The sequence below is a fragment of the Planktothrix sp. PCC 11201 genome, assembly GCF_900009135.1.
GTDB lineage: Bacteria > Cyanobacteriota > Cyanobacteriia > Cyanobacteriales > Microcoleaceae > Planktothrix.
Window position 1 is genome coordinate 125,897 of sequence record NZ_LT797710.1, and the last position, 24,494, is coordinate 150,390.

Below are 24,494 nucleotides of genomic sequence, written 5' to 3' on the forward strand. Positions count from 1 at the left end.
TCCCCTGCTCCCCCTGCCTCCCCCGCTCCCTTGTTCGGGAACCCGTACAACTTAGACTGTTGCAATGGGGAGGCTTTTTTCGGTAAATTAGCACTCAGGGATCGAGAGTGCTAATTTGAATTCCTCAAAGGAAATGATCAAGCTCTGATCACCCAATATTTATATAAAGTGGAGGCTAATAAATGGCTGCTGTATCTCTAAGCGTATCAACCGTTAAACCCCTTGGTGAGCGCGTTTTCGTTAAAGTTAGTGCATCTGAAGAAAAAACATCCGGTGGAATTTTACTACCCGATACCGCCAAAGAAAAACCCCAGGTCGGCGAAGTGATCGCCGTTGGCCCTGGCAAACGTAACGACGATGGTTCCCGCTCGGAATTAGAAGTCAGCGTCGGTGACAAAGTTCTCTACTCCAAATACGCGGGCACTGACATCAAACTCGGTACCGAAGAATTTGTTCTGTTGGCCGAAAAAGACATCTTAGCGATCGTCAACTAATCGGTGTTTTCAACCCTAGATCGTACACCACAAATTTGTTATCCGATCTACAAGGTTAAAACTCCCTCCTTGAGAAATTCATTTCTAATTATCAACCTAAAACCTGAAGACAAAACATGGCTAAACGTATTATTTACAACGAAAATGCTCGTCGCGCCCTAGAGCGTGGTATGGATATCCTGGCGGAAGCAGTTGCCGTCACCCTTGGCCCTAAAGGTCGTAACGTCGTATTAGAAAAAAAATTTGGTGCGCCCCAAATCGTGAATGATGGCGTCACCATTGCTAAAGAAATTGAACTAGAAGATAACATCGAGAATACTGGAGTAGCTTTGATTCGTCAAGCCGCTTCCAAAACCAACGATGCCGCTGGCGACGGAACCACCACTGCAACGGTTTTAGCCCACGCCATGGTTAAAGAAGGTCTGCGGAACGTGGCGGCTGGTGCTAACCCGATTGAACTCAAACGCGGTATTGATAAAGCCACCACCTTTTTAGTCGAAAGAATCGCCGAACACGCTCGCCAAGTGGAAGATTCCAAAGCGATCGCTCAAGTCGGTTCAATTTCTGCCGGAAACGACGAAGAAGTCGGTAAAATGATTGCTTCGGCCATGGATAAAGTCGGTAAAGAAGGCGTGATTTCCCTCGAAGAAGGAAAATCCATGACCACCGAATTAGAAATTACCGAAGGGATGCGCTTTGACAAAGGCTATATTTCCCCCTACTTCGCCACCGATACCGAACGGATGGAAGCAGTTCTGGAAGAACCCTATCTGTTAATTACCGATAAAAAAATCACCTTAGTTCAAGACTTAGTGCCTGTTCTCGAGCAAGTTGCCCGTTCTGGCCGTCCTTTAGTGATTATCGCTGAAGATATCGAAAAAGAAGCCTTAGCGACCCTGGTGGTTAACCGTCTGCGCGGTGTGCTGAATGTGGCTGCCGTTAAAGCTCCTGGGTTTGGCGATCGCCGGAAAGCCATGTTGGAAGATATCGCCGTCTTAACAGGTGGTCAACTCATCACCGAAGATGCGGGTCTGAAACTGGAAAACGCCAAGCTGGATATGCTGGGTAAAGCCCGTCGGATCACCTTGACCAAAGATAACACCACCATCGTTGCCGAAGGTAATGAAGTTGCTGTTAAAAACCGTTGTGAGCAAATTCGCCGTCAAATGGAAGAAACCGAGTCTTCCTACGACAAAGAAAAACTCCAAGAGCGCTTGGCTAAATTAGCTGGTGGCGTGGCTGTGATCAAAGTGGGTGCAGCTACCGAAACCGAAATGAAAGATCGCAAGCTGCGTCTGGAAGATGCCATCAACGCCACGAAAGCGGCCGTTGAAGAAGGGATCGTTCCGGGTGGTGGCACAACCTTAGCCCACTTAGCTCCTCAACTGGAAGAATGGGCTAATGCTAACCTAACCCACGAAGCCTTAACCGGAGCCTTAATTGTGTCCCGGGCCTTGGCTGCGCCCCTGAAACGCATTGCGGAAAACGCTGGCGTTAACGGTGCTGTGGTCGCCGAACGAGTCAAAGAAAAAGACTTCAACGTTGGTTACAACGCGGCTTCTAACGAATTTGTGGATATGTTTGAAGCGGGGATTGTTGACCCGGCCAAAGTGACCCGCTCTGCTCTGCAAAACGCCGCTTCTATTGCTGGAATGGTGTTAACAACTGAGTGTATTGTTGCTGACAAACCTGAACCTAAAGACGGCGCTCCTGCTGGTGCTGGCGCTGGTATGGGTGGCGATTTCGACTACTAAGATCCTGATTACTAATTTATAGTTTGATATGGGGTGGCTTTTGTCACCCCTTATTTATTGGGGAATAGGGATCACGGATTTAAGAGGATTTCACGGATTTCACGGATTTTAATCTGTCCCCCAATCAAGTCGAGGGCAGGGTTAATCTGCGTAATCCTCTGAAATCAGTGATAGGTGATGGGGAAGATTGAGATTGTGGTTGTTTTAAGTTTTGATGTTCTTAACACTTGATTCTAAGGAAGGTTGGGGAATTAGATAAATTAAACCTGAAATTAGGGTTAATCCTACGGTTATCCAGAATAGAATTAAATTGGGTGTTTGCCAAGATAAGGGTAAGGGTGCTATTAGAAATGCGATCGCTAAAATTTGACTGACTGTTTTGAGTTTACCCCAAATATTTGCTCCAGAAATTTGAGTTTGATTGACTCTCCATCCGGCAATAGTTAGTTCCCGGGCTAAGATTAAAAATACTCCCCAAGCTGGAATAGTTTTTAACTCAATTAAGGCGAGTAAGGGCGCGAAAACTAATAATTTATCGACTAAAGGATCGAGAAATTTTCCTAAATCTGTAACTTGATTTAGTTTTCTCGCTAAATATCCATCTAACCAATCGGTACTGGCTACAATTAAAAAAATTCCTAAACAAATCCAACGATTAGTAATAGTTGGATCATGTAAATAATAGAGTATAAATGGGATTCCGAACAAACGAGAAATAGTAATCCAATTCGGTAAATTCATAAATTAGTAATCAGTTTTCGGTTATTATATTATCTTATTAGATCCCCCCAAATCCCCCTTAATAAGGGGGACTTTGAACTCTAATTCCCCCCTTAAACTGATAACTGCTAACTGATGACTGATAACTGATTAAGGGTTCTTCCCAATTTTGTAGGGAATTTAGACTTAATTGTGCTAAATATTTTCGGGTCAGGTCGGCGCGGTCTAAACTGATAAAATAATTATTATCCACATCTTGATAGAATAATGATCCTTCAAGTAACCCTTGATAATCAGGATGATTTTGAGATTCTACCGTTAACCAAATCGCATCAGTAGGTGAAGGAATGAAACCCGAGGGTAATTTTCCATTGAGAATAGCCAGAATTCGATCTGAAACAGAACGGGTATTCACCCCACGATTTTCTAAGAGTTGATAAACCTCTGATAAAGATAAAGGTTGTTCTTTAAAAACTCGCAGTAGTTCCGCTAAAAGAAAATAATCACTGTATTGATGTCGAGACATATCCAAGACTTGAAAATAAAGGGGTAATACAGCTAAACCCCAAGCCAAGCGACTACAATGGGAATAATTATTATCACTATTATATTGATCGTGAGGACTATCTTGGGTAATTAACGCATTGGGTAATTTTTGGCGTAGCCAACGGCTAAAGGTCGGCCAAGTTCCATTTCCTCCCGTACAAATGGCCTGAGTAATTCTAATCGGAGAAATTCCATTATGACTGAAAAGATGGTTGAGTTCTCGATTTAACTGTTGGATAAAGGGAATAAAAATCTTTTGTTCTAAATCTCGTTGGGAAACTTCCCAAGAATAATTATTTAATGTTAGGGTATAGCGATCGCTTTGTTGCAGTTCAAATTTTAAAGTTTCTGCAATTTCTAATAATTTTAATCCTGTAGAATCACTCTGTAAAATTTGTTGTAAACGATAACGTTTGGCTAAATCAGGATGTCCAGGTTCAGGAAATTCCACATTTGGAATATTATTAAATGTGGGGAAGGGTGAACCCTCTGGCTGAATCAAAAGTTGAGTAATGATATCCTGATTTAAGGCATCTCCAGCATAGGCCAAATGATGACAAACCACTTGGGAAGCCACAAATTCAGTTAAATCCTGGGGAAGTTGGACTACGGCTATTTCCGTGGTTGTAGCGCCGATATTAATAATTAAAATTGTGCCATTGGGATCGGGGGGATGGAGATAGAATTGATAGAGTAAAGTGGCGATCGCATCCTCAATAATAAAAATTTGTTCAGGACGTTTGATGATTCCTGCTGCTAATACGGCTTCCCTCAGATTGAAACGATAGGCTTCTGTCGAGGCCGTGGAACAGCCTAAAACCACCCCGTCTAAACAATTTAACGCCTGCTGAAATTCGACCGTATCGAGTCCCACTGCACCCACAGTATAAAAATTAGGTAAAGCCATGATGGGGGAAATTTCCCGGTTGGGCTGCTTTAATGGGGAAATTCTGCGACCGGACAACACTCGATGGGGATGCAACGTAGATAATAACGCTGTCCACGCTTCTCGAAACCCCCCCAAGGGGAGGGACTGTTGTTCTGACCACTGAATCATGGGAAGCCCCGTTAACTCGGGAGAATTAACTGAATGATAGGGAATTCCCAGGTTTAATAAGGATTTAAACCGTTGTATCAGGCCTTGAGTGGTTTCTTCCTGGGGATCTAAATAGTAAATTGACGCCGCTAGCCGAAAGGTAAAGGGAAGATCCTCGATTCCAGAGAGTTCTGTCTGTTCCGCTTGCCAATAAATCGGATAAACTTTTTGGGTTTCGCTCTGTAACAAAGCGGCGGATATTCCCGTTGTTCCTAAGTCAACTCCTAAATACCATTTCATAATCAGTTATCAGTCATCAGTTATCAGTCATCAGTTATTAGTCATCAGTTTTTAAAAAACTCCTGACTCAAGGCTTCAAGACTGAGGGAATCCTCCTCTTGTTCGATGTCCAAATTTAAGTTTTTTTCATCTGCCAGGTTCAAACTGTTGAAAATATCATCTAAAGTTAAATCTGATAATCCTTGATTTGATGCAACATTTTGCTTTTCTGCTGCTGGTTTATTTAGGGATTCAACGGAAATAGAGGGAACTGATTGAGCCGAACTAGGTTCCATCCCAATATCTCTAAATAAATCTTCAAAAGTAATTAGTTCATCAGCCTGAGATACTTTTAAGGTCGTTTTTGCTGATAATTTTTGAGGAGTAACTTCAGGTTGAGAATAGGCTGATTTTACGCGAGTTGGTTTAGAAACTGGACTGGCTTCAGGTTGTTCTAAATTAAATAGATCTGCCTCTAAATGTTCTAAAGTATTGCGATCAATTAATAAACGGGAATCGACTTGTTCGCTATCCTCCTCCAAATCTAGGGGCAGTAAATTTTCATCCGGGGAAGCTTGAATATAAGCATCCTTTTCTAAACTAAATGTTTGGCTGTCAATCTGACCAGGAGGGGATGCCATAGGACTGACTATTCCCGTAAGTTCTTGCTGGGTTCTGGCCGAGACTACACCGGAATTCGGGGGGGAAACCTCCTCAAAGGTGAGTTCTTCAAAAACATCACTTAAATCTGCCAGGGTTTCCTCGAAGGGATTCGGTGCAGAAGTGAAAGAGGAATCCGTGATTTCATCAGTCAGAGGAGACACTAACTCAACTCTTGGTGTAAATAAGTTCTCAGACTCTAAGGATATAGGATCGATGGCATCTGCGGTTAAGGAGAAATCAGATTCTATCGGAAAATTTTGCTCCGGTTGACTGAATATATCCAAATTATTTAAGCTCAAGAAATCAGCCGTTGCCTCCAGGGATTCGGTGTGAATATTTTCCGATTCTCTGGCTGTGATTTTCGGTGTTGACCCATCCCCAAATAAATCTTCGATGTCTAAATGGATTTCTGATTCATTCTCGACCCCTGAAGAACTTGCAACATCGGTTTCCTCGTCGAGCAATAGGGTTTCTATGTCCTCAGAAACATCATCCTCATCCAGTACCTGAATGACATCAAAATCATCCTCAAATAAATCATTATTTTGTGTTTGAGGCGTCACAGTCACAACTGGGGATTCTGCCTCCGGCGCCAGATCAAACAAACTTTCTAATTCTGAATCGGCATCGGGGAGAGACTGTTCTACCATCGACTCATCCCAATCCAGAGAAAGAGACCTTTCTGGTGTTTTATCTAACCCATCCTCGATAGGGGGAGTAGATAATCCCTCGATGGTCTCAAACGCCACCTCGAATTCATCTTCATCGGTGATTTTTAGCTGTTCTTCGTCATCTTCATCAATATCATGATCAGAAGTAACAGTGGGAGTCGATTGTCTAGGAACTTCTGCCCCCGCATAGGGAAAGAGTCCCTCAAAAGCGGAGGAGAAATTCTGGGGTAGAGAAACCACGGACGGAGGAGAAGGTAAATTACCAGTGTTGGAGGGGGTTTCCGATTCAGTTAATTGTAGTGAAGATTGTAAATAGGAAGACGTTTCTTGACCTACCTGTTGGGCTAATTGGTTGACTAAGGTGGTAAACATGACCTCCCCCTGTTTCCCCAAACTGTGCATCCTTTCTAGGCTTTGGGAAAGGGAATCAGAATAGGTTTGTAGGTTTCGTTGCAAGGCTTCAAAAATCACACTTAGACTGGAATCGAGAGTCATCAATAAATGATCAGATTGCGCTTGTAACTGTCGCATCTGTTCCAGGCGTTGGGCTGGAGTCAGACGGTCGAGAGCAGTTTGGGGTCTGTCCACGGCTTCAGAAACCAGGGCCGGGAGTGAGTTAGATTCAGTTAATAACACCGAATCTAAAAATCGGGTTTCAATATGGTTCAGGGTTTCAGTCACATTATGAATCAGACTGTCCTGTAATCGAGTCATGAACTCTTGCAGAAATTCACGACTGAGTTGTTGTTGATAGGGTTGAGGCGGGACTTGTCCGATGGCTTGGGCTTTGCGGGCTTCTAATTGTTGAATTTCCTGGATTAAATTACGTTGTTCGGTACGCAAACGATCAATCTCATCCTGAAGGGGTTGAGTCAAATTAGTCCGCAAATAAATCATTTCCCGTCGGATTGCCTGCCACAGAGGTTCTCGCGTTCCGTGGGATATAGAGGGTTGATGATTCTCCAGGGTAACACCGAGAGCCTCCTCGTCCACCTGTTCCTGAAGAAAGACCAAATACCTGCGGACACGCTCTAGGACTTGACGGGAGCGTGTGACAGTTTCGCCAAAAACGACCCAAGGCAAACGTAAGCTGGGCTGACTAAGAACCTCGTCAATTTCGGTGATGAGTGCTTGAATCTGACCTTTCTGAACATTCAAGGCTGAACCCCCTCAATAATCTTTCTGTTAATGGGACTCCATAATTGCTTAATCTCAAGGATTCCCTTGATTAAAGCAGTTGTGATCTACATAATATGTTAGGCTTGGCACGAAGCACTCAAGCAGCTAACTTGAGATTTGGGATTTATTGGCTAATCACCCACCGGAGGCAATACGGTTAAAAACTAAACCAGTTTAACTTTTTTATGTCCTGATAGCTCTAAAATATAAAATTGCCTAGTAATTTTTGATTCGGTGTTGTAATTGACACCAGGCAGAATCTGAGTTAACAATGATCGGGAAATTTTAGGGTAATTGACCAATAAAGAATGCCAATTCTGCTTTCGGTGCAATTGACTGAAAATCCAATCTCTTGATTAGCTACTGCTCAATACGAATTTATAATTTTATCACAGCCTCATGGAAGATCGGTATTTCTCCCGTGACAATCACTCTGATATTCACAAGATGATCTGCTCAACGCCTTTCTTTCAAGGCTTGCCACCGGATGCGGCGGATAAAGCAACCTCTCATATTGTGGGTCGAAACCATCCAGCTAACCAAGTGATTTTATTAGAAAATGACTGGGGAAGCTCCGTTTATTTTATTCTGGACGGTTGGGTCAAAATTCGTACCTATAATTTGGATGGGAAAGAAGTAACGCTGAATATTTTGGGTAAGGGTGAACTATTTGGAGAAATGGCAGCACTTGATGAAGTCCCCCGCTCCACCGATGTTATTACATTAGCACCGACCTTAATTGGGAATATGCCCGCTCAGGATTTTGTGGAGTTGATTACCACCGAACCCAAGGCGGGAATGCGACTGGCTCAATTGATGGGCCGGCGTTTACGCCAGGTGAATCGACGTCTGAGATTGCGCGAATCTGATAGTACCTCCCGGGTGGCTGATATTCTCCTATTTCTGGCGGAAGGCCAAGGTACAACTTCAGATCAAGGAGGAACACAAATTCCGAATCTTCCCCATCGGGAGTTAAGTGGTTTGAGTGGTCTAGCCAGGGAAACCGTAACTCGGGTGCTCAGTAAGTTAGAGAAAAAAGGATTAATTCATCGGGAACGGGATATTTTGAGTATTCCCGATGTTCATGCCCTAGAACGGATATTAGTCTGAATGGTACTATTGCCCATTGCCCATTGCCCATTCCCTATTAAATGAGTGATCCTTATGTTCATGCCCTAGAACGGATATTAGTCTGAATGGTACTATTGCCCATTGCCCATTGCCCATTCCCTATTAAATGAGTGATCCTTCTCCATTAAGTTCCTCTGTTAACCCCCGTGAATCTGAAACTCAGGAATGGGTATCGGTTGATGCAGATATCCCCGGCTCTGAACCTTCGGATCATCTGGCTAAACTATCTGCTTCCCATCGAAACTCCCTGATTTTAGTAGAAACGGCCTTTCTGGCCAGTGCCGCCAGTTTGATTTGGTTTGTTAATTATTATTTTCCCATGGGGCCAGTGCTGCGACTGTTTTTCGCTTTGCCTATGGCTTTATTATATTTACGATGGGGAAAACGGGCTGCGGTTATGGGGGCCGTGGCTTCATTTTTATTATTATCGGTATTAATGGGGCCAACTCGCAGTATTGTGTTTTTAATTCCTTATGGTTGGTTAGGGGTGGTTTTGGGGGGAATGTGGAAACGCAAATCTCCTTGGTGGATGTCCATTGGGACGGGTTCTTTGATTGTTGCTATTGGTTTTTTCTTTAAATATTGGTTACTTTCAATTCTACTGGGACGGAATTTGTGGGCCTACGCTACGATCCAAATTACTGCGGTGGCGGACTGGATTTTTATTAAGTTGGGGATTTTAGCTCAACCCAGTCTAATGTTGGTTCAGGTGCTGGCTGTTCTGATGATTTTAATTAATAGTATTGTCTATTTATTTGTGGTTCATCTAGTCTCGTTATTATTATTAGATCGTCTCAATAGTCCCATTCCTCGACCTCCTAAATGGGTACAAATTTTATTAGATTACGACGTTTAAATGACTGTTAAGGTTTATACCCAGTTTACGCAAGGTGATCGATGGTTACACCGCTATCAAGGGACTCAACCCGTGTTTGCTTGTGTGTTGGGATTTACCGCAACGGCTTTAATTCCAGGGATTTCCGCCGCCGGAGCTACCACCGACTCTCGACAATATACAGCCGTTGCGGATGCTGAGTTTCTCTATAATGGCCCCCAGCCCCATCCCCAGTACCCCTTACCGCCCTTAGATGCGGGGGCTTCTCCGGTGTTAATTTCCCGGGCTGTGGTGGAATCCTTAAAATGTCCTTTGTATCTGTTTAATGCGGGATTATCTGTTGCTCCTGCGATTCCTACAATTGATTTGGGGGGGGTAGCTGCCGGATGTATAACATCGGGTTCCGCCATGACCTTAGAAACTGTCAAGCATCTGTTTGAGCAGGGGTTAATCTGGGGTGAACGGATGGCGCAGGATGCCCCAAATAGTTATCTAATTTTATCGGAATGTGTGGTGGGCGGAACGACTACGGCCTTAGCGGTGTTGCTGGGGCTGGGAATTTCTGCCATGGATAAGGTGAATAGTAGTCATCCCCGTTGTAATCATGGCCAAAAATTAGCGATCGCCACCACGGGATTACAGCAAGCCGGGTTTTGGCCGTTATCGGGGATCGGGATTGATCCGTTCGAGTTGGTGGCTGCGGTGGGTGATCCGATGCAAATTGTGGTGGCGGGGATGACTTTGGCGGCTAGTCGTACCATAGGGGTACTGTTGGCGGGTGGAACTCAGATGTTAGCGGTTTATGGTTTGGTAGAGGCGATCGCAACTCAATATCATATTCCTTGGGGTGCTGATGGGGTGGTGGTGGGAACAACCCGTTGGGTCGCTGAAGATACCACGGGGGATACGGTTGGATTAGCGGAAATGGTGGGAAATGTCCCCCTATTAGCCACGCAACTGAATTTTTCTGCGTCGGTTTATCCCCAACTGCGGGCCTATGAACAGGGTTATGTGAAGGAAGGGGTGGGGGCTGGAGGGGCTGCGATCGCGGCTTATCTGGCCCTGGGTTGGAGTAATACCCAACTTCTGCAAGCTATTGAAGCAGTGGCAGATCGGATGAAGTCAAATTATTAATGTTCAATTCTGCGGATCTGTGCTAAGATATAATATCGAACAATAAACGCGGACATGGCGGAATTGGTAGACGCGCTAGATTTAGGTTCTAGTATCGTAAAGATGTGAAGGTTCAAGTCCTTTTGTCCGCATGATCAGTCAAAAGTGAACAAAAATGCTCTCCGAAAGGGGGGCGTTTTTTGGTGTTTAATATTGATGATTATCTGAATTACTGACTAATATTAAATACATCTTCATCTAATCTTCTGTTTAATATAGCATTGGAAAATTAGATTTAAGAGAAATAGCGATCGCCCTCCTTCCTCAACTTTTTCGATTAAATTCCGTCGAATTAATGATTGTATTGCTTGCAAAAGTTCAGGTTTTGATAATTCTATATTAGCAGGTTTTGGGGAAATATTAACGGGTTGATCTTGAGTTGCTAACCAATTAATTACCGTTTTTTCTGATTCCGATAACCGCTCTAAGTGAGATTTTAAATTAGGTTCTAAATCTCCTAAATAGATATCATTTTGCTCGGCTAAAAATAGGGAAACGCTACCGTTAAACAGTTCAATAATTGTTGAAGTGATAATTTTTAACCACCTGGGATGACCTTGATACATTGTAATTAATTCTAACCAGTTTTCCTGATCAATTAATCCTTTTTCTCGGAGTATTTCGGTTGCTTCTTCTCCTAAACTTTTGATACTTAAGGTTTGTATGGATCTATTTTCTGTTTCTAAATTGGCGATTTCTATAGGTTTTGTCCAACTCAGGAGAATTAAACAACTTTGATGGGGAGATGTGGCAATTTGTTTAAAAAATTGACTGTAATCTTCATATTCAGGTAAATATTGACCCGCTAATTCACCGGGTTTAAAAATATCCTGTAGATCATCAAGAATAACTAAACACCGAGAGTTACGAAAATATTCGATAACTGTAGATAAGGGGGTTGGTTGAGATTGAGAAAAGAATTGTTTTAGTTGGGTTTGTAGGGTTGAAAGGGTAGGAATATTATTAAGACTTTTCCAGATAATATAATCGAATTGGGTATTAATGTCTTCGATAAGTTTAAGAGCGATCGCACTTTTCCCAATTCCACTTAATCCATAAATAGTAATTAAGCGAGTATGGTCTTCTAATATCCATTGTTTGAGGGTGGTTAATTCTGAAGTGCGATCGTAAAAGGTTGTTAATTCTGGTGCTTCTATTAAATTGATGATTGTTGATTGATTTTGAGTTTGGGATGTTTCTGGGGGAGATTGCGATCGCGGTTTTTGATTTTTAATATTTTGTATAAATTGACTACAAATAACATTATCAATTTGTAATAAAGAGTCATGCAAATGAGAAATATTAGAAACTCTATATTTTTTCTCTAGTTTAGAACGGAAATTAAATTTCTTGAGATCTTCTCCTAAATCTTCACCCAGCTTTTCCCATAACTTAGCTGCTTCTTTTTTAATGTGAGATTCACTACAGTTATAATCTTTAGCAATTTGAGGATATTTTTTTCTATCCCAAACACCTGTTAATATTGCTTCCTGTATCGGTGTAAGATTTTCTCCAGTTTTATCAAAAATCACGTTACCGGCCCACTCTAACACATCCTCAACATTCCTCATAAGTAGACACAGATAGATATTGTTTGTAATGTATCCTACCGAATCCTACTTTGTCAACTGAATTATACTGAATCCTACTAAATTGGTTCGGGATGGTTAGAAAAATTGGGTGCTAAATGCTACGGTTTGGAGTTGTTAGATATAAATATACCTTATAGAATGAGATCGGTGAAGCATTCAATTTAAAAAAGTTGATTATCAAATAACAAAGAAAAATTATGGCATTGTTTAATTGGTTGGCGAACAAAACCTCTGATAGAAAAGGTAAAATCACTGATGAGGATATTCAAAGGATAGTGGGTGAGTTTAATAAGTCATTGTTACCAGAAGGAAATCCTGAAGTATTAGATGAGATCAGCTTTGATCAGGTAATCAGTTATTTTAAAAGCGATCGCCCCAAAAATGTTAATGCTAAACAAACAGCTATTATTCGTCAAGATCATCCCGAAGGGAAGACTTTAACTCAGATATTTTTAGACGAAAATAATAATCTAATTTATCTTCCCAATGAGTTCCCTTCAGGAAGGCAGGTCATCGTTAAAAAACTCGATAAAAAATTAAGTGATTTTTTTGGCCCTCAAGATTTTGTTTTAGTTGACTCAAAAAAACAATCTACCCTATCTACAGTTTTTAAAACAGTTACTATAATCATTTGGACTCTGGTGATTTTATTGGTATTACTTCCATTAGTGGGACGCTTTATTATGAGTCAAGCATTGGCGGCTGAATTAAATTCTCCTCCGTCACTTGAAATTACACAAAATATGGTTTCTTTTTGGGACAACCAGAAAGTTATTAAAAAAGCTCATGATCAAGCCTATAAAGAAGCTAAAGAATATGCAAAACAAGAATTAGATAACTGGGAACAAGAATTAATTTTAAAAATAGATAATGATTTTTTAAATTGGTATTTTAGTTATTTTAATCAGAAAAAACAAGAGGCTGAAGTTTTCTTTCAATATTTAGGTGAAATAGTAATTACTCAAGGTAATCAGTCTATAGTTAACGACAGAATTGAAAAGCGCATCCATGATAATATTAACCGACAATTTGCTCGTCTAGTAGTTGATCCAAACAAGGCGAATGAAAAATTTCAGGGAATAGTTATTGATACGACTGAATTATATCTTAAAAAACTATCTGAGGCACTAGAAAATGTTCCTAAAACATATAATAGTATTTCTCAAACAGACTGGAATCAGCATTTAGATACGATCAAGATAAGATTAGACAATGAACAAGGCGGTGAAGCATTGCCCGTAAAACTGTTCGGTGCTTATGGTGGGACTAAAATTCTAGCTACACTCGCCGCTTCAGCAGGTAGTAAAGTTGCTGCTGGCTTTATTGCTAGTAAAGTAGCGAGTATGATCGAGCCAGCAGTCGCTGTTGGTTTGATTGCATGGGATTATTGGGATTATACTAATGGAGTCGAACAAAATAAGCCTCGTTTGCGTGAGGATTTAGTCGAGTCTCTGCATGATATTAAAACAATTCTTCTCAGCGATCCTAATCTTGGTGTTATGTGTGCTATCAATGAATTAGAGATTGGATAAAAAAATCAGAAACAGCATTTAAGATTTTTTTATCGTTTCAAGATTCTACCCTAAAATACTAATCCTAGAGGGATCGCTTTTATTGATACAAAAGAAGCGATCCCTTTCTATTGGAAATCACCGCGACTCCAACATTTCCTCAACTGTCAAGCCAATATCAATAGCAATCTGCCGAAGCAATCGAGGTGATATATCACGCCCTTTATGAAAAGGAATAGTCGTTCCTCGTCCATCTTCGTGACGGAACTGCTTATGTGACCCTTTTTGACGCACCTCTACAAACTCAAGGTTTTCTAGTATGCGAACTATTTCCTGTGGTTTTAGAACTGGAATATTGCTCATAATTTATCGGATCACAATCTGTTGTGTCCCTATAAACTCTGTCTCAATAACGAGATTATCATTCTCTACGAGCATCTCAATTACCTCACGCAGATTCTCCTGTAACTCATCCAATGTTTCTCCCTGGGAATGTGCGCCAGGAAACCCAGGAATATAACCAACGTAAAGATTGGTATCAGAATCTTTTTCGATTATGGCAGTAAATGTTTTCATAAGATTTGCTTTCGATATTGCTGATGTAAAAGGGTAAGCTAATTCACAATAGCCAAATTCAAAATTGGTGAAGTATTACTAACTACTAGCATAAGTCAAAAATTCTTGGCGCAATTCCTGTTCAATACGCTGTTCAGGTAAATGAATTGCTTGCAAAACAGAATCAGAAATTGAAATTTGTATTCCCATATTCGTTTATTATAAATAAATTTAAGGTAAGAGTTAAAATTGTATTCTATCGTTTTCTGGTTCTAGATAATATAGCGACCCCTCTAATATTTTTAACAACCTGTTTTGTGAATTTTGGTTCAAACCCCTACAGCCTAGGTAATAGAGCGATAGCATTAATAAAACTTATGACTGTTATCCAAAACCCTGATGTTAAAAGACTTTACAAACCGTAACAAAACCCTTAATGTAGTAGACATAGATACCAAACGTACCTCGACAAATACATAGCAATCATAACCAACATGACAACCACGATTCAACAGCGCGAAAGCGCCTCTATCTGGGAACGGTTTTGTAACTGGGTGACCTCCACCAACAACCGCATTTATATCGGTTGGTTCGGTGTCCTGATGATCCCCACCTTATTAACCGCCACCATCTGCTACATCGTCGCCTTCATCGCGGCTCCCCCTGTAGACATCGATGGTATCCGCGAACCCGTTGCGGGTTCACTGCTATACGGAAACAACATCATCTCTGGTGCCGTTGTTCCTTCCTCTAACGCCATCGGTTTACACTTCTACCCCATCTGGGAAGCAGCTTCCTTAGATGAGTGGCTGTACAACGGAGGCCCCTACCAGTTAGTGATTTTCCACTTCTTCATTGGCATTCTGTGCTACATGGGTCGGGAATGGGAATTATCCTACCGTTTAGGTATGCGTCCTTGGATTTGCGTCGCCTACTCTGCACCCGTTGCAGCAGCAGCCGCCGTGTTCCTGATTTACCCCATCGGTCAAGGTTCCTTCTCTGATGGTATGCCTTTAGGAATTTCTGGAACCTTCAACTTCATGTTAGTGTTCCAAGCCGAACACAACATCCTGATGCACCCCTTCCATATGTTAGGCGTTGCTGGGGTGTTTGGTGGTAGTTTATTCTCCGCCATGCACGGTTCCTTAGTTACCTCCTCTTTGGTGCGTGAAACCACCGAAGTCGAGTCCCAAAACTACGGTTACAAATTCGGTCAAGAAGAAGAAACCTACAACATCGTTGCAGCCCACGGTTACTTTGGTCGTTTAATCTTCCAATATGCCAGCTTCAACAACAGCCGGAGCTTACACTTCCTGTTAGGTGCTTGGCCCGTGATCGGGATTTGGTTCACCGCTTTAGGTGTGTCCACCATGGCCTTCAACCTGAACGGTTTCAACTTCAACCAGTCAATCATCGACTCTACCGGTCGCGTGATCAACACCTGGGCGGATGTGTTAAACCGCGCTAACCTGGGTATGGAAGTCATGCACGAGCGCAACGCTCACAACTTCCCCTTAGACTTAGCTTCTGGTGAATCGGCTCCTGTGGCTTTGGTTGCTCCTCAAATTAATGGTTAATTTTTAACCTCAATATTCCAAAAGACGCTCTCCGCAAGGGGGGCGTTTTTTGGTGTTTAATATTTATGATTAAATTGTTAAGCTGTTGTGCATTTAAACTGTGATTATAGCATTACCTTTGTTTTTAAGTTTACGTCCCCATTTAATAGATAACTGTCCCTCATTTAAAAGCTGATGCAATAAACACTCTAGCTCATCAACTGATTTAAAGAGTCGATTAGCAATATATTCTTTAGCTGAATGCCAGACCAATTCAATTAAATTATAATCTGGACTATATTCTGGAAGAAATTCTAAATAGATATTCGGCATTTCTGCTTTGATTTTTTCTAGGTATTCTTCTTTTTTGTGAAAACTTGCATTATCAAGAATAATGACAATCTTGGCTCCTTTTTCTACAAATTCTTCTGCTTGATTTCCCGCTAATACCCACTCATGAATTAGCTCTTGATAAAAACTTTTTAACACTTGATAAAAATTATTTGCATTCCCTTTATCCAGAAATTCTACAAATCTTTTTTTGTCCGAGTACCTCAATCCTCCCATAACATTAACTTTTCCTTTTCTTCTGTCTCCTCTAATCTTTCTCCTCTTTCCTTTTTTACACCAGTTCTTTCTTTTTATTACTCTTAAATTAAATCCACTTTCATCCCAAAACCATACCTGTAATTGTTCTGGACTTTCTTTTGTTATTTTTAAATACTCTTCTATTTTATTTTTAAATAATTTCCTTTTTTCTGGATCTCTTTTCTCTTCCAAGCTATACTTTGCCCACAAGTAAACATACTTTTTTTTCTTTAATATCCTTCTCACTTGTGAACCACTTAATTTTATTTCTGTGATTTGTTCTAAATAAGTTGCCAATCTTTCTCCTGTCCATCTCCCAAATTCATATCCTAATTCTTCCGGTTCTTTTTCTACAGTTTCTAATAATATCTCTATATATTTATCTGTGGCTTTTCTATAATTTCCTTTCATTCTTTCATCTTTTAGGCTTTCTAACTTGTCCGGATCTCCATGTACACACCAATAACATACTTTATTTATTGAACATCCCAAAAAATTGGCAATTTCACTTTGTTTTTTACCATCATTTAGCAATAGTAGAATCAAGATTCTTTCTCTAATTTGTCCATTTTCTTCCTCTTTCAATCTTTTCTGTAGTTTCTCTACTTGCTTTTCATTTAAGTGATTTTTAGCAGGCATCTTTTTATTGATTTTTCTAAACTTAGTTTTTCATTATACCCTATTTAGATGCTTAACAGCTTACGATTGACAGGATTACTCAAAATAGAATTACCCTCACTATCTTTTTGCTGACGCAAATATTCCGCCACCGCCACCAAAAAGCCCCCAGTCCCACAAGCGGGATCACAGATTACCTCATGGGTGCTAGGATTCATTAATTCGACGATCATTTTAATAATATGGCGAGGGGTGCGAAACTGTCCATTTGTTCCGGCGGTGGTGAGTTTTGATAACATATATTCATACAAATCTCCCTGTAAATCTATATAGGTTTTATCTTGAGATTGACCAGCTTGTTGATTGAGTAATTCAAAGATTAGGTCAATTTGTTCGACTACATTTGCTAATAGGGCCGGGTTAGCAATTAAAAATACAGCATCCTTCATGTGTTGGGCATAAGTCCCTCCTTCCTTACCGATAGTTTTGATTAAGGGAAATGCAGAATCCCTGACCGTAACTAACATATCAATAGGGTTTTGATTTTTAAATTCAGACCAGCGACAATGATTGTTTTCTGGGGTAAAGGTCGGATTTTCTAATGTCCCCCCTAAGCGTTTGTTCTTCTTCTCTTGGGCTAATTGTAGGTCATCTAGGCGTTTGATAAACAGTAAATAGGATATTTGTTCAATCACCGATAGGGGGTTACTAATGCCGTTATTCCAAAAGGTTGTCCACAATTTATCAACTTTAGATTTTAACTCGCCTGTAATCATCTTGAGATCCTTAAATTGGTGCTAATCCTTTTTATTATCATTGATTATTAGACTATTTTGAAATGATTGATCAGAAATTTTACACCATAGCCCCTGTAGAGACGTTGCATCCAACGTCTCTACAGGGGGAATTTGTAGCTTGAAATTTTTGGGCTTATTTTTACCACTTTCGTCCTAGGAGATGATTAATTTAAGGTTTTAATCGTTAAAACTTGAGGCGGTGTCGCATCCGGGGGATAACGAAAATCAACTCTCACAAACCGTGAGGATTTGGGGTTTAATTTGAGTTTAATTAAAGGATCAACAATTTGCCCCCGACGATGCCATAAATGCAGATATTTGATCACCGTTTTTCCCTGTTCATCTTCATATCTTAACCGAACCGTGCCCCGAAAAAACGGAAGATTCAAAGGAGGTTGTTGAAAAATTAATCCATTTTTAGATAAGGTTTCTTCTTTAAAAGGCGTTTCTAAAGTTACTGTTACCGTTTGGGTTTCATCCGTTATATTTAATAGCGGTAAATGTAAATCATAATGTACCCCATAATTGCCATGGGATTCATAAGCAGTATCTGGATAACGAACAATTAACGGCGCGGCTTGAACTTGTTTTGTGCCTAATGTTCCCGCCCGGACGGTGCTAATGGGAAAAGAAATTCCCTTTCCCCTATCAGGAATAGTCAGAAAATCTTTGCCCTCATCGACTAAATCTGCTGACCATTCTGCCCCTTTTTGAATACCTGCAACCCGACTATAAATTAACTGACCTCCCGTTTGCTCTGGAGAAGTAGGAATTTTATCCCTGGGTTGTGCTAAACTGCCATTGTCAAGTAACTGTTGCCATTCTTCTACAGTTGGCGCACGCTCCTTGCCATCGGGCTGCATTTTCGCATATTGAGCTAAACTCGCCATATAAATTGAAGCCGGGGCAGAATCATCGCTTTGACCCCGAACTTTCAGGCGCATAAAAGTAGAACGCCCATTTACCGGACGTTCTAAACCCTTGACTGGGATTGGCAAATTCATTAACATTTGAGTTTCCCCTGGGCCAATTTCCAAGGTTTCAGGAAATTCAGCCTGGCGCTTTCCCCTTAACACATCATCAACAGCCCGAATTCCTGGCCCAGAATAAATCTCACCCTTAGCATTATCACTCATGGCAGGTTGTTCTTTAAAAGGAGCATCTGGCTCCAATAAATAACTTGCTGCCTGCAATACTTCAACGGTCACAGGTTCATTATCGGGATTATGAACCATCAACCCCAAATATAAGGTTTTTAAATCAGGGGGAGTGTGGGTAAAATGATGATCAAAGACCTCAAATTCTCCCGTTAAACGATATTCTAAATGAGCTTCAGGATCACCCCGCCATCCCCCCGGAAAAGTTGAGAGTAGAATTCCTTCCTGTTTCACCCATTCTGGACTATTGCTATTAAACATTAACACCTCATCCAGTTTCCCAGGTAAGGGGCGAACTTCGTTCTGAGCAATAATTTCCTGGGGGGGCAAGGCATTGGCAAAGGGCAACCGCGGCAAAAGGGTAGGAAACCGTTCAACAATGACCGTTTGCCGAAAAAAAATTCCTCCGACCGCTCCCCCCAAGCCAGACAAACTAACAATTAAAATAGAAGTGATCCGATGTAAGGTTTGATCTTTCATTTATTCTGAAAGGTTGGTCTAATTTTTTTACCGTGAGTATTATGACTTTTTTTCCTCAGTATTCCACAGGCGACGAAATTCGGCAAAAGTTTCTCAACTTCTATGCCGAAAAAGGGCATAAAATTCTGCCCAGTGCTTCCCTAGTTCCCGAAGACCCGACGGTGTTGTTAACCATTGCCGGGATGCTACCCTTCAAACCGATATTTCTGGGACAGCGACAACCGGAATTTCCCCGCGCCACCACCTCCCAAAAATGTATCCGTACTAATGATATTGAAAATGTGGGCAGAACGGCCAGACATCACACCTTTTTTGAGATGTTGGGCAATTTTAGCTTTGGGGATTATTTTAAACAGCAAGCGATCGCTTGGGGATGGGAAATTTCCACAAAGGTCTTTGAGTTACCGCCAGACCGTTTAGTGGTCAGTGTGTTCGAGGAAGATGACGAAGCTTTTGCCATCTGGCGGGATGAAATTGGGGTGTCTCCCCGACGCATTAAACGCATGGGAGAAGCGGATAACTTCTGGAAATCTGGCCCCACTGGCCCCTGTGGCCCCTGTTCAGAAATTTATTATGATTTTCACCCCGAACGTGGCGAGGAGAATATTGATTTAGAAGATGATACTCGGTTTATTGAGTTTTATAACTTGGTTTTCATGCAGTATAACCGAGATGCCGATGGCAATTTAACCCCTTTACAAAATAAAAATATTGATACAGGAATGGGGTTAGAACGAATGGCGCAAATTTTACAGCAAGTTCCTAATAATTATGAAACCGATCTAATTTTTCCAATTATTAAAACGGCGGCGGAAATTGCCCAGATAGACTATCACAAATCCGATGATAAAACCAAGGTTTCCCTCAAAGTTATTGGGGATCATATTCGGGCGGTTGTGCATTTAATTGCTGATGGAGTTACGGCGTCTAATATTGGCCGGGGTTATATTGTCCGGCGCTTAATTCGGCGGGTGGTGCGTCATGGTCGGTTAATTGGAATTAATCAGGAATTTACCACCCAAGTCGCTGAAACAGCGATGCAATTATCGGAAGCTATTTATCCGAATGTGCGTCAACGGGAAAGTGCAATTAAAGGGGAATTACAGCGAGAAGAAACTCGGTTCTTGGAAACTTTGGAACGGGGTGAAAAACTGTTAGCTGAAGTTATGGAAAAAGCTCAGGGTGAAATTTCCGGTCAAGATGCCTTTGTTTTATACGACACCTACGGTTTCCCCCTAGAATTAACCCAAGAAATTGCCGAAGAAAATGGGTTAACTGTTAATATTGCCGGGTTTGAAACAGCCATGGAAGAACAACGCCGTCGTTCTCAAGATGCCCATGAAACTATTGATTTAACCGTCCAAGGTAGTTTGGATCAATTAGCAGAACATATTCACCCCACGGAATTTTTAGGCTATACTTTGTTAACATCTGATGCCAAAGTGGAAGCGGTTTTAGTGAATGGAAAACCTGTAGAAACAGCAGAAGCGGGAACAGAAATTCAAATAATTTTGAATAAAACTCCCTTCTATGCTGAGTCGGGGGGACAAATTGGCGATCGCGGTTATTTGAGTTATGGTGATACGGTAATTCGGATCGAAGATGTGCAAAAAGAATCTAATATTTTCATCCATTTCGGACGCATTGAACGGGGAATAGTGACCCCAGGAATGACCTTAACCGCCCAAATTGATCGCGCCTGTCGTCGTCGTTCCCAAGCTAACCATACGGCAACCCATTTATTACAATCGGCGTTAAAATTAATCGTAGATTCTTCTATTTCTCAAGCGGGTTCTTTAGTGGATTTTGAGCGTTTACGGTTCGATTTTCATTCTCCCCGGGGTTTAACCTCTGAAGAATTGCAACAAATTGAAGATCAAGTGAATAGTTGGATCACCGAAGCTCACCCGGCGGTAATTGCAGAAATGGCGATCGAAGCCGCTAAAGCTAAAGGTGCTATTGCGATGTTTGGAGAGAAATATTCTGATATTGTGCGGGTGGTTGATTATTCGGGAGTTTCGATGGAATTATGCGGGGGAACTCATGTTAGTAATACCGCCGAAATAGGACTATTTAAGATTATTTCGGAAACCGGAATTGCATCGGGAATTCGACGGATAGAAGCGGTGGCGGGACAGTCGGTTTTAGAGTATTTAAAAGTACGGGATACGGTGGTTAAGGAGTTAGGCGATCGCTTTAAAGCTAAACCCGAAGAATTACCAGACCGGATTAATAATTTACAACAGGAGTTAAAAGCCACTCAGAAACAATTAGAAGCAGTTAAAGCAGAATTAGCGATCGCCAATTCCCAACAATTATTAACCACTGCTGAAACCATTGGTGAGTTTAAATTAATTGTAGCAGAACTCCATGATGCGGATGCAGAATCTTTGAAAACCGCCGCAGAAAGGCTACAACAAAAGTTAGGAGAAAGTGCCGTTGTTTTGGGTTCAGCTACAACCGATGGTAAGGTGAATTTTGTTGCCGCGTTCAGTAAAGCTGTTAATAATAAAGGCTTACAAGCGGGTAAATTTATCGGCGGTATTGCTAAAATTTGTGGCGGTGGCGGTGGCGGACGTCCGAATTTAGCGCAAGCGGGCGGTCGGGATGCAACGCAGTTAAAAGCAGCGTTGGAGAGTGCAAAAACCCAGTTAGTTGAAGGGTTGAAATAAGTTAAGTTAACCCCTCCCCTGCTAGGTGAGGGGCTTTTTATATTTTGAGATTTAGAAAGGTTAAGATATTTGTCACAAAAGGTTTAAAGTAAGGTATAATGTCAGGTAGGCATACTTCACCCCAACCCACTATTTCAGATTGAGCATATTATTATGGAATTATTAATCAAAAACTTAGGCCCAATTAAAAATAACAAGCAAAGCATTGATTTATCAAAAAGATTTTATATTTTCGTTGGTTATAATAATAGTGGAAAAACTTATGTATCACAAGTTTTATGGGCAATTTTCAATCAAAAGACTATTTATAAATTTTCAAACCAAGCAACATTAGAAGATATTCAAATTGAATTAAATAATGCTGTAGTAATAGATCAAAAATTAATTGATAATATTATTGATGAGTATGCTAGATTTTTAGAGAAAGAAATTCTTACTATCTTGAATATTGAAAATGATTCCCCGTTAGCTAAAAATATTTCCATATCATTGAGTTGTAGTATAGATGAAGTTGAACAGCACAAAGGAGAAACTTCCATAACTATAAATGCTGAAACATCTGAAAAAATCGAATATATTTTAATTAAGAAAGAGGAAAAATCCTTACAGGTAAAAATAGAAGTAAAAGAATTACCTTCAGATTTTTTTGATTTTGTCCCCAAGAATCGATTTGATCAAGATATGAAGTCTGAAGTAAAAACAGTTTTTTTAATGTTTATTATTAGATTACTACTCAAGCATGAACATGAAACTTTCTTTTTGCCATCTAGCCGTCTTTTTTATCCGACTTTCTATAGATATATTTATGATATAGAGCGGAAAAAACGTGAGGAAGATATGAAACGCTTAGTTGATTTAATTGAAAATAGATATAAAGAAGATAAAATAAATTTAGATTCAATTAAAAATCTAAATTTGTTCAAAAGACCTTATACTGAACCCATGAATCATGTTTTTGAGAAAATTTATTCTCTCAACCAAGACACTGAAACCGTTTCATATTATAAAACTATTTTAGAACAGTTGGTAAAACTTATGGGAGGTAATGTGCTAGTAAAATCAGTTGAAGGATTATCCCCTATTGAGTTTTATTTTAATTTGGAGGATAGTGATTTCGATTTACCCATGTATTTAGCATCTTCATCTGTGAATCAATTAACATTACTTTACTTATATTTAAAATATTGGGTAGAGAAGGAAAATAATTTTTTAATGATAGATGAACCCGAAGAAAATCTCTATCCTGAGAATCAATTAAAACTACTAGAAATACTGATTCAGTTTGCTATCGAAAATGACAACAAAGTCTTAATTACTACCCATAGTTCAATAATGGCTAAAGCTATCAGCAACTATATTTCTATAGATGTTCTTAAAGAAAAATACAAACTGGATGTTGATGAAATTATAGAAGAAAATAATTTAGAGTATGTAGATGCCAAGACTTCAATGTCTCAGCAGGATCTGGGTGTATACTTTTTTAATGGTAAAACAATTATCGATTATGAAGCAGACGACTATGGAGTATACTTTAGAAACTTTTATTCTGCGATAGATTCTGTAGAGAAATCGAGTAAAATATTAACAGATTATATTTATATCAAAGAATCAGAAAAGTATGAGTAGACAGAAACAATTTTTGAGTGTTGGTGAGAAAGAAACGAAAAATGATAAAAAATTACTGAGATTTAATGTTCAAGAATCTTTGAAATATGAAGGTTTAATTGAAGAAGTAGATTTAAATGATGATTCTATAGAGATTATTGAAACAAGGGGATCAGCAACTTTAAAAAAGGTATCTATTCGTGAACTTGATTTTAAAGATAAAAAATCAAGAATAGAAACTATTTGGAAAATCAATTTAGAAAAAAATATTCCAGGTATATCAACTCAAGGAAAAACAGCAGAAGTGGCATTAATAATTTTACAAAAATATGAAACAGGAGATTATAAATTAAATGTTTGCTTAATTGAAATGAAATCATCTCTACAACCTCGTACAGTGAAAAAAGGCGAATCCAAACCTAAACCAAGCAGTTTAACAGACATAAAAGAAAAGATTCAGTGCAATATGAATCAAATGTATATGTTAATGAGTTTAAATAATCATCAAAACCCCAGAAAAGGTTACTCAGGAGTAAGTATACATATTGATTTTAAAGGCATTATTATTTTTAATAAAAATGAAATATCATCAGATGATGATAGTAATGACAGTGACCTATATAAAATTTTAACCTCTGATAATAGAGCAGAACTTTTTACCGTTCGGACTATCCTGAATGATAAGGATAAGATTACAATGAAGTTTTTCCCACCAGAAAATAATCAACCTCAAGAACATAGAACTCTACAATTAGGTGATTTATTGTAATCAATTTTAAAATATATGTGATCGCTCATCTAAAATAACAATCATATTAAGATAAATCCCCATTCCATTTAGTTTGAATGGCTTGTAATCTTTCTTTAGCTCAATTCATCGAA

General features: G+C 40.0%; 19 protein-coding genes and 1 tRNA gene. 11 read left to right on the top strand and 9 right to left on the bottom strand.

Going from position 1 to position 24,494, the window contains the following annotated elements:
* The first annotated feature begins 182 nt into the window (after positions 1-182).
* A complete protein-coding gene (groES, locus tag PL11201_RS19840) occupies positions 183-494 on the top strand; it encodes a co-chaperone GroES (protein WP_079680612.1) in 312 nt (103 codons plus the stop codon).
* Positions 495-610: 116 nt separating this feature from the next.
* Positions 611-2,248 carry a chaperonin GroEL gene (groL, locus tag PL11201_RS19845; protein ID WP_079680613.1) on the top strand — a complete coding sequence of 546 codons (1,638 nt, stop codon included), beginning with the start codon at positions 611-613 and terminating at the stop codon, positions 2,246-2,248.
* A 204-nt stretch (positions 2,249-2,452) separates the two neighbouring features.
* On the opposite strand, the gene pgsA is transcribed toward groL, so the two are convergent.
* The 3 genes from pgsA to PL11201_RS19860 are packed head-to-tail and all read right to left on the bottom strand — an operon-like array spanning position 2,453 to position 7,321.
* Positions 2,453-2,989: a CDP-diacylglycerol--glycerol-3-phosphate 3-phosphatidyltransferase gene (gene pgsA, locus PL11201_RS19850; protein WP_079680614.1), complete on the bottom strand. Its 537-nt coding sequence runs from the start codon at positions 2,987-2,989 to the stop codon at positions 2,453-2,455.
* A gap of 58 nt (positions 2,990-3,047) precedes the next feature.
* Positions 3,048-4,850, bottom strand: a complete 1,803-nt coding sequence (locus PL11201_RS19855; RefSeq protein ID WP_079680615.1) for an acetate and sugar kinases/Hsc70/actin family protein — start codon at positions 4,848-4,850, stop codon at positions 3,048-3,050.
* Between the two features lie 44 nt (positions 4,851-4,894).
* Positions 4,895-7,321 carry a hypothetical protein gene (locus tag PL11201_RS19860; RefSeq protein ID WP_079680616.1) on the bottom strand — a complete coding sequence of 809 codons (2,427 nt, stop codon included), beginning with the start codon at positions 7,319-7,321 and terminating at the stop codon, positions 4,895-4,897.
* A 420-nt stretch (positions 7,322-7,741) separates the two neighbouring features.
* On the opposite strand from PL11201_RS19860, the gene PL11201_RS19865 reads away from it, so the two are divergent.
* The 4 genes from PL11201_RS19865 to PL11201_RS19880 all read left to right on the top strand — a co-directional run bounded on the left by PL11201_RS19865 (position 7,742) and on the right by PL11201_RS19880 (position 10,573).
* A complete protein-coding gene (locus tag PL11201_RS19865) occupies positions 7,742-8,452 on the top strand; it encodes a Crp/Fnr family transcriptional regulator (protein WP_026786569.1) in 711 nt (236 codons plus the stop codon).
* 127 nt (positions 8,453-8,579) lie between these two features.
* A complete protein-coding gene (locus tag PL11201_RS19870) occupies positions 8,580-9,329 on the top strand; it encodes a DUF2232 domain-containing protein (RefSeq protein WP_079680617.1) in 750 nt (249 codons plus the stop codon).
* On the top strand, positions 9,330-10,442 hold the full coding sequence (gene cobT / locus PL11201_RS19875) for a nicotinate mononucleotide-dependent phosphoribosyltransferase CobT (RefSeq protein WP_079680618.1): 1,113 nt from the start codon (positions 9,330-9,332) through the stop codon (positions 10,440-10,442).
* Between the two features lie 48 nt (positions 10,443-10,490).
* Positions 10,491-10,573: transfer RNA gene (locus tag PL11201_RS19880), tRNA-Leu, on the top strand.
* Between the two features lie 102 nt (positions 10,574-10,675).
* Here PL11201_RS19880 and PL11201_RS19885 read toward each other — a convergent pair.
* The gene (locus PL11201_RS19885) at positions 10,676-12,034 is read right to left on the bottom strand and encodes an NB-ARC domain-containing protein (RefSeq protein WP_339394371.1); all 1,359 of its coding nucleotides are present in this window, start codon (positions 12,032-12,034) and stop codon (positions 10,676-10,678) included.
* Positions 12,035-12,270: 236 nt separating this feature from the next.
* Between PL11201_RS19885 and PL11201_RS19890 the strand changes: the two genes are divergently transcribed.
* Positions 12,271-13,605 carry a hypothetical protein gene (locus tag PL11201_RS19890; protein WP_079680620.1) on the top strand — a complete coding sequence of 445 codons (1,335 nt, stop codon included), beginning with the start codon at positions 12,271-12,273 and terminating at the stop codon, positions 13,603-13,605.
* Positions 13,606-13,722: 117 nt separating this feature from the next.
* Here PL11201_RS19890 and PL11201_RS19895 read toward each other — a convergent pair whose 3' ends face one another.
* The gene (locus PL11201_RS19895; RefSeq protein WP_079680621.1) at positions 13,723-13,947 is read right to left on the bottom strand and encodes a type II toxin-antitoxin system HicA family toxin; all 225 of its coding nucleotides are present in this window, start codon (positions 13,945-13,947) and stop codon (positions 13,723-13,725) included.
* Between the two features lie 3 nt (positions 13,948-13,950).
* A complete protein-coding gene (locus tag PL11201_RS19900) occupies positions 13,951-14,160 on the bottom strand; it encodes a type II toxin-antitoxin system HicB family antitoxin (protein ID WP_079680622.1) in 210 nt (69 codons plus the stop codon).
* A gap of 473 nt (positions 14,161-14,633) precedes the next feature.
* Here PL11201_RS19900 and psbA point away from each other — a divergent pair, with 473 nt between their 5' ends.
* Entirely contained in the window at positions 14,634-15,716 is a 1,083-nt protein-coding gene (psbA, locus tag PL11201_RS19905; protein WP_079680623.1) for a photosystem II q(b) protein, read from the top strand.
* A 93-nt stretch (positions 15,717-15,809) separates the two neighbouring features.
* Here the strand turns inward: psbA and PL11201_RS19910 are convergent, their stop codons facing one another.
* From PL11201_RS19910 to PL11201_RS19920, 3 genes are all read right to left on the bottom strand, one after another.
* Positions 15,810-16,922 (bottom strand): IS630 family transposase, encoded by a 1,113-nt coding sequence (locus tag PL11201_RS19910; RefSeq protein ID WP_079678737.1) that lies wholly within the window; start codon positions 16,920-16,922, stop codon positions 15,810-15,812.
* Between the two features lie 44 nt (positions 16,923-16,966).
* Positions 16,967-17,677, bottom strand: coding sequence for a type I restriction-modification system subunit M (locus tag PL11201_RS19915; protein ID WP_079680624.1), 711 nt, complete (start codon positions 17,675-17,677; stop codon positions 16,967-16,969).
* A 185-nt stretch (positions 17,678-17,862) separates the two neighbouring features.
* Positions 17,863-19,335: a DUF3370 domain-containing protein gene (locus PL11201_RS19920; protein ID WP_079680625.1), complete on the bottom strand. Its 1,473-nt coding sequence runs from the start codon at positions 19,333-19,335 to the stop codon at positions 17,863-17,865.
* A 41-nt stretch (positions 19,336-19,376) separates the two neighbouring features.
* On the opposite strand from PL11201_RS19920, the gene alaS reads away from it, so the two are divergent.
* The 3 genes from alaS to PL11201_RS19935 all read left to right on the top strand — a co-directional run bounded on the left by alaS (position 19,377) and on the right by PL11201_RS19935 (position 24,381).
* Positions 19,377-22,007 (top strand): alanine--tRNA ligase, encoded by a 2,631-nt coding sequence (gene alaS, locus PL11201_RS19925; RefSeq protein WP_079680626.1) that lies wholly within the window; start codon positions 19,377-19,379, stop codon positions 22,005-22,007.
* 153 nt (positions 22,008-22,160) lie between these two features.
* A complete protein-coding gene (locus PL11201_RS19930; protein WP_079680627.1) occupies positions 22,161-23,633 on the top strand; it encodes an AAA family ATPase in 1,473 nt (490 codons plus the stop codon).
* Positions 23,626-24,381, top strand: coding sequence for a hypothetical protein (locus PL11201_RS19935; RefSeq protein WP_079680628.1), 756 nt, complete (start codon positions 23,626-23,628; stop codon positions 24,379-24,381). Before PL11201_RS19930 ends, PL11201_RS19935 begins: the two co-directional genes overlap by 8 nt.
* Positions 24,382-24,494 lie beyond the last annotated feature (113 nt).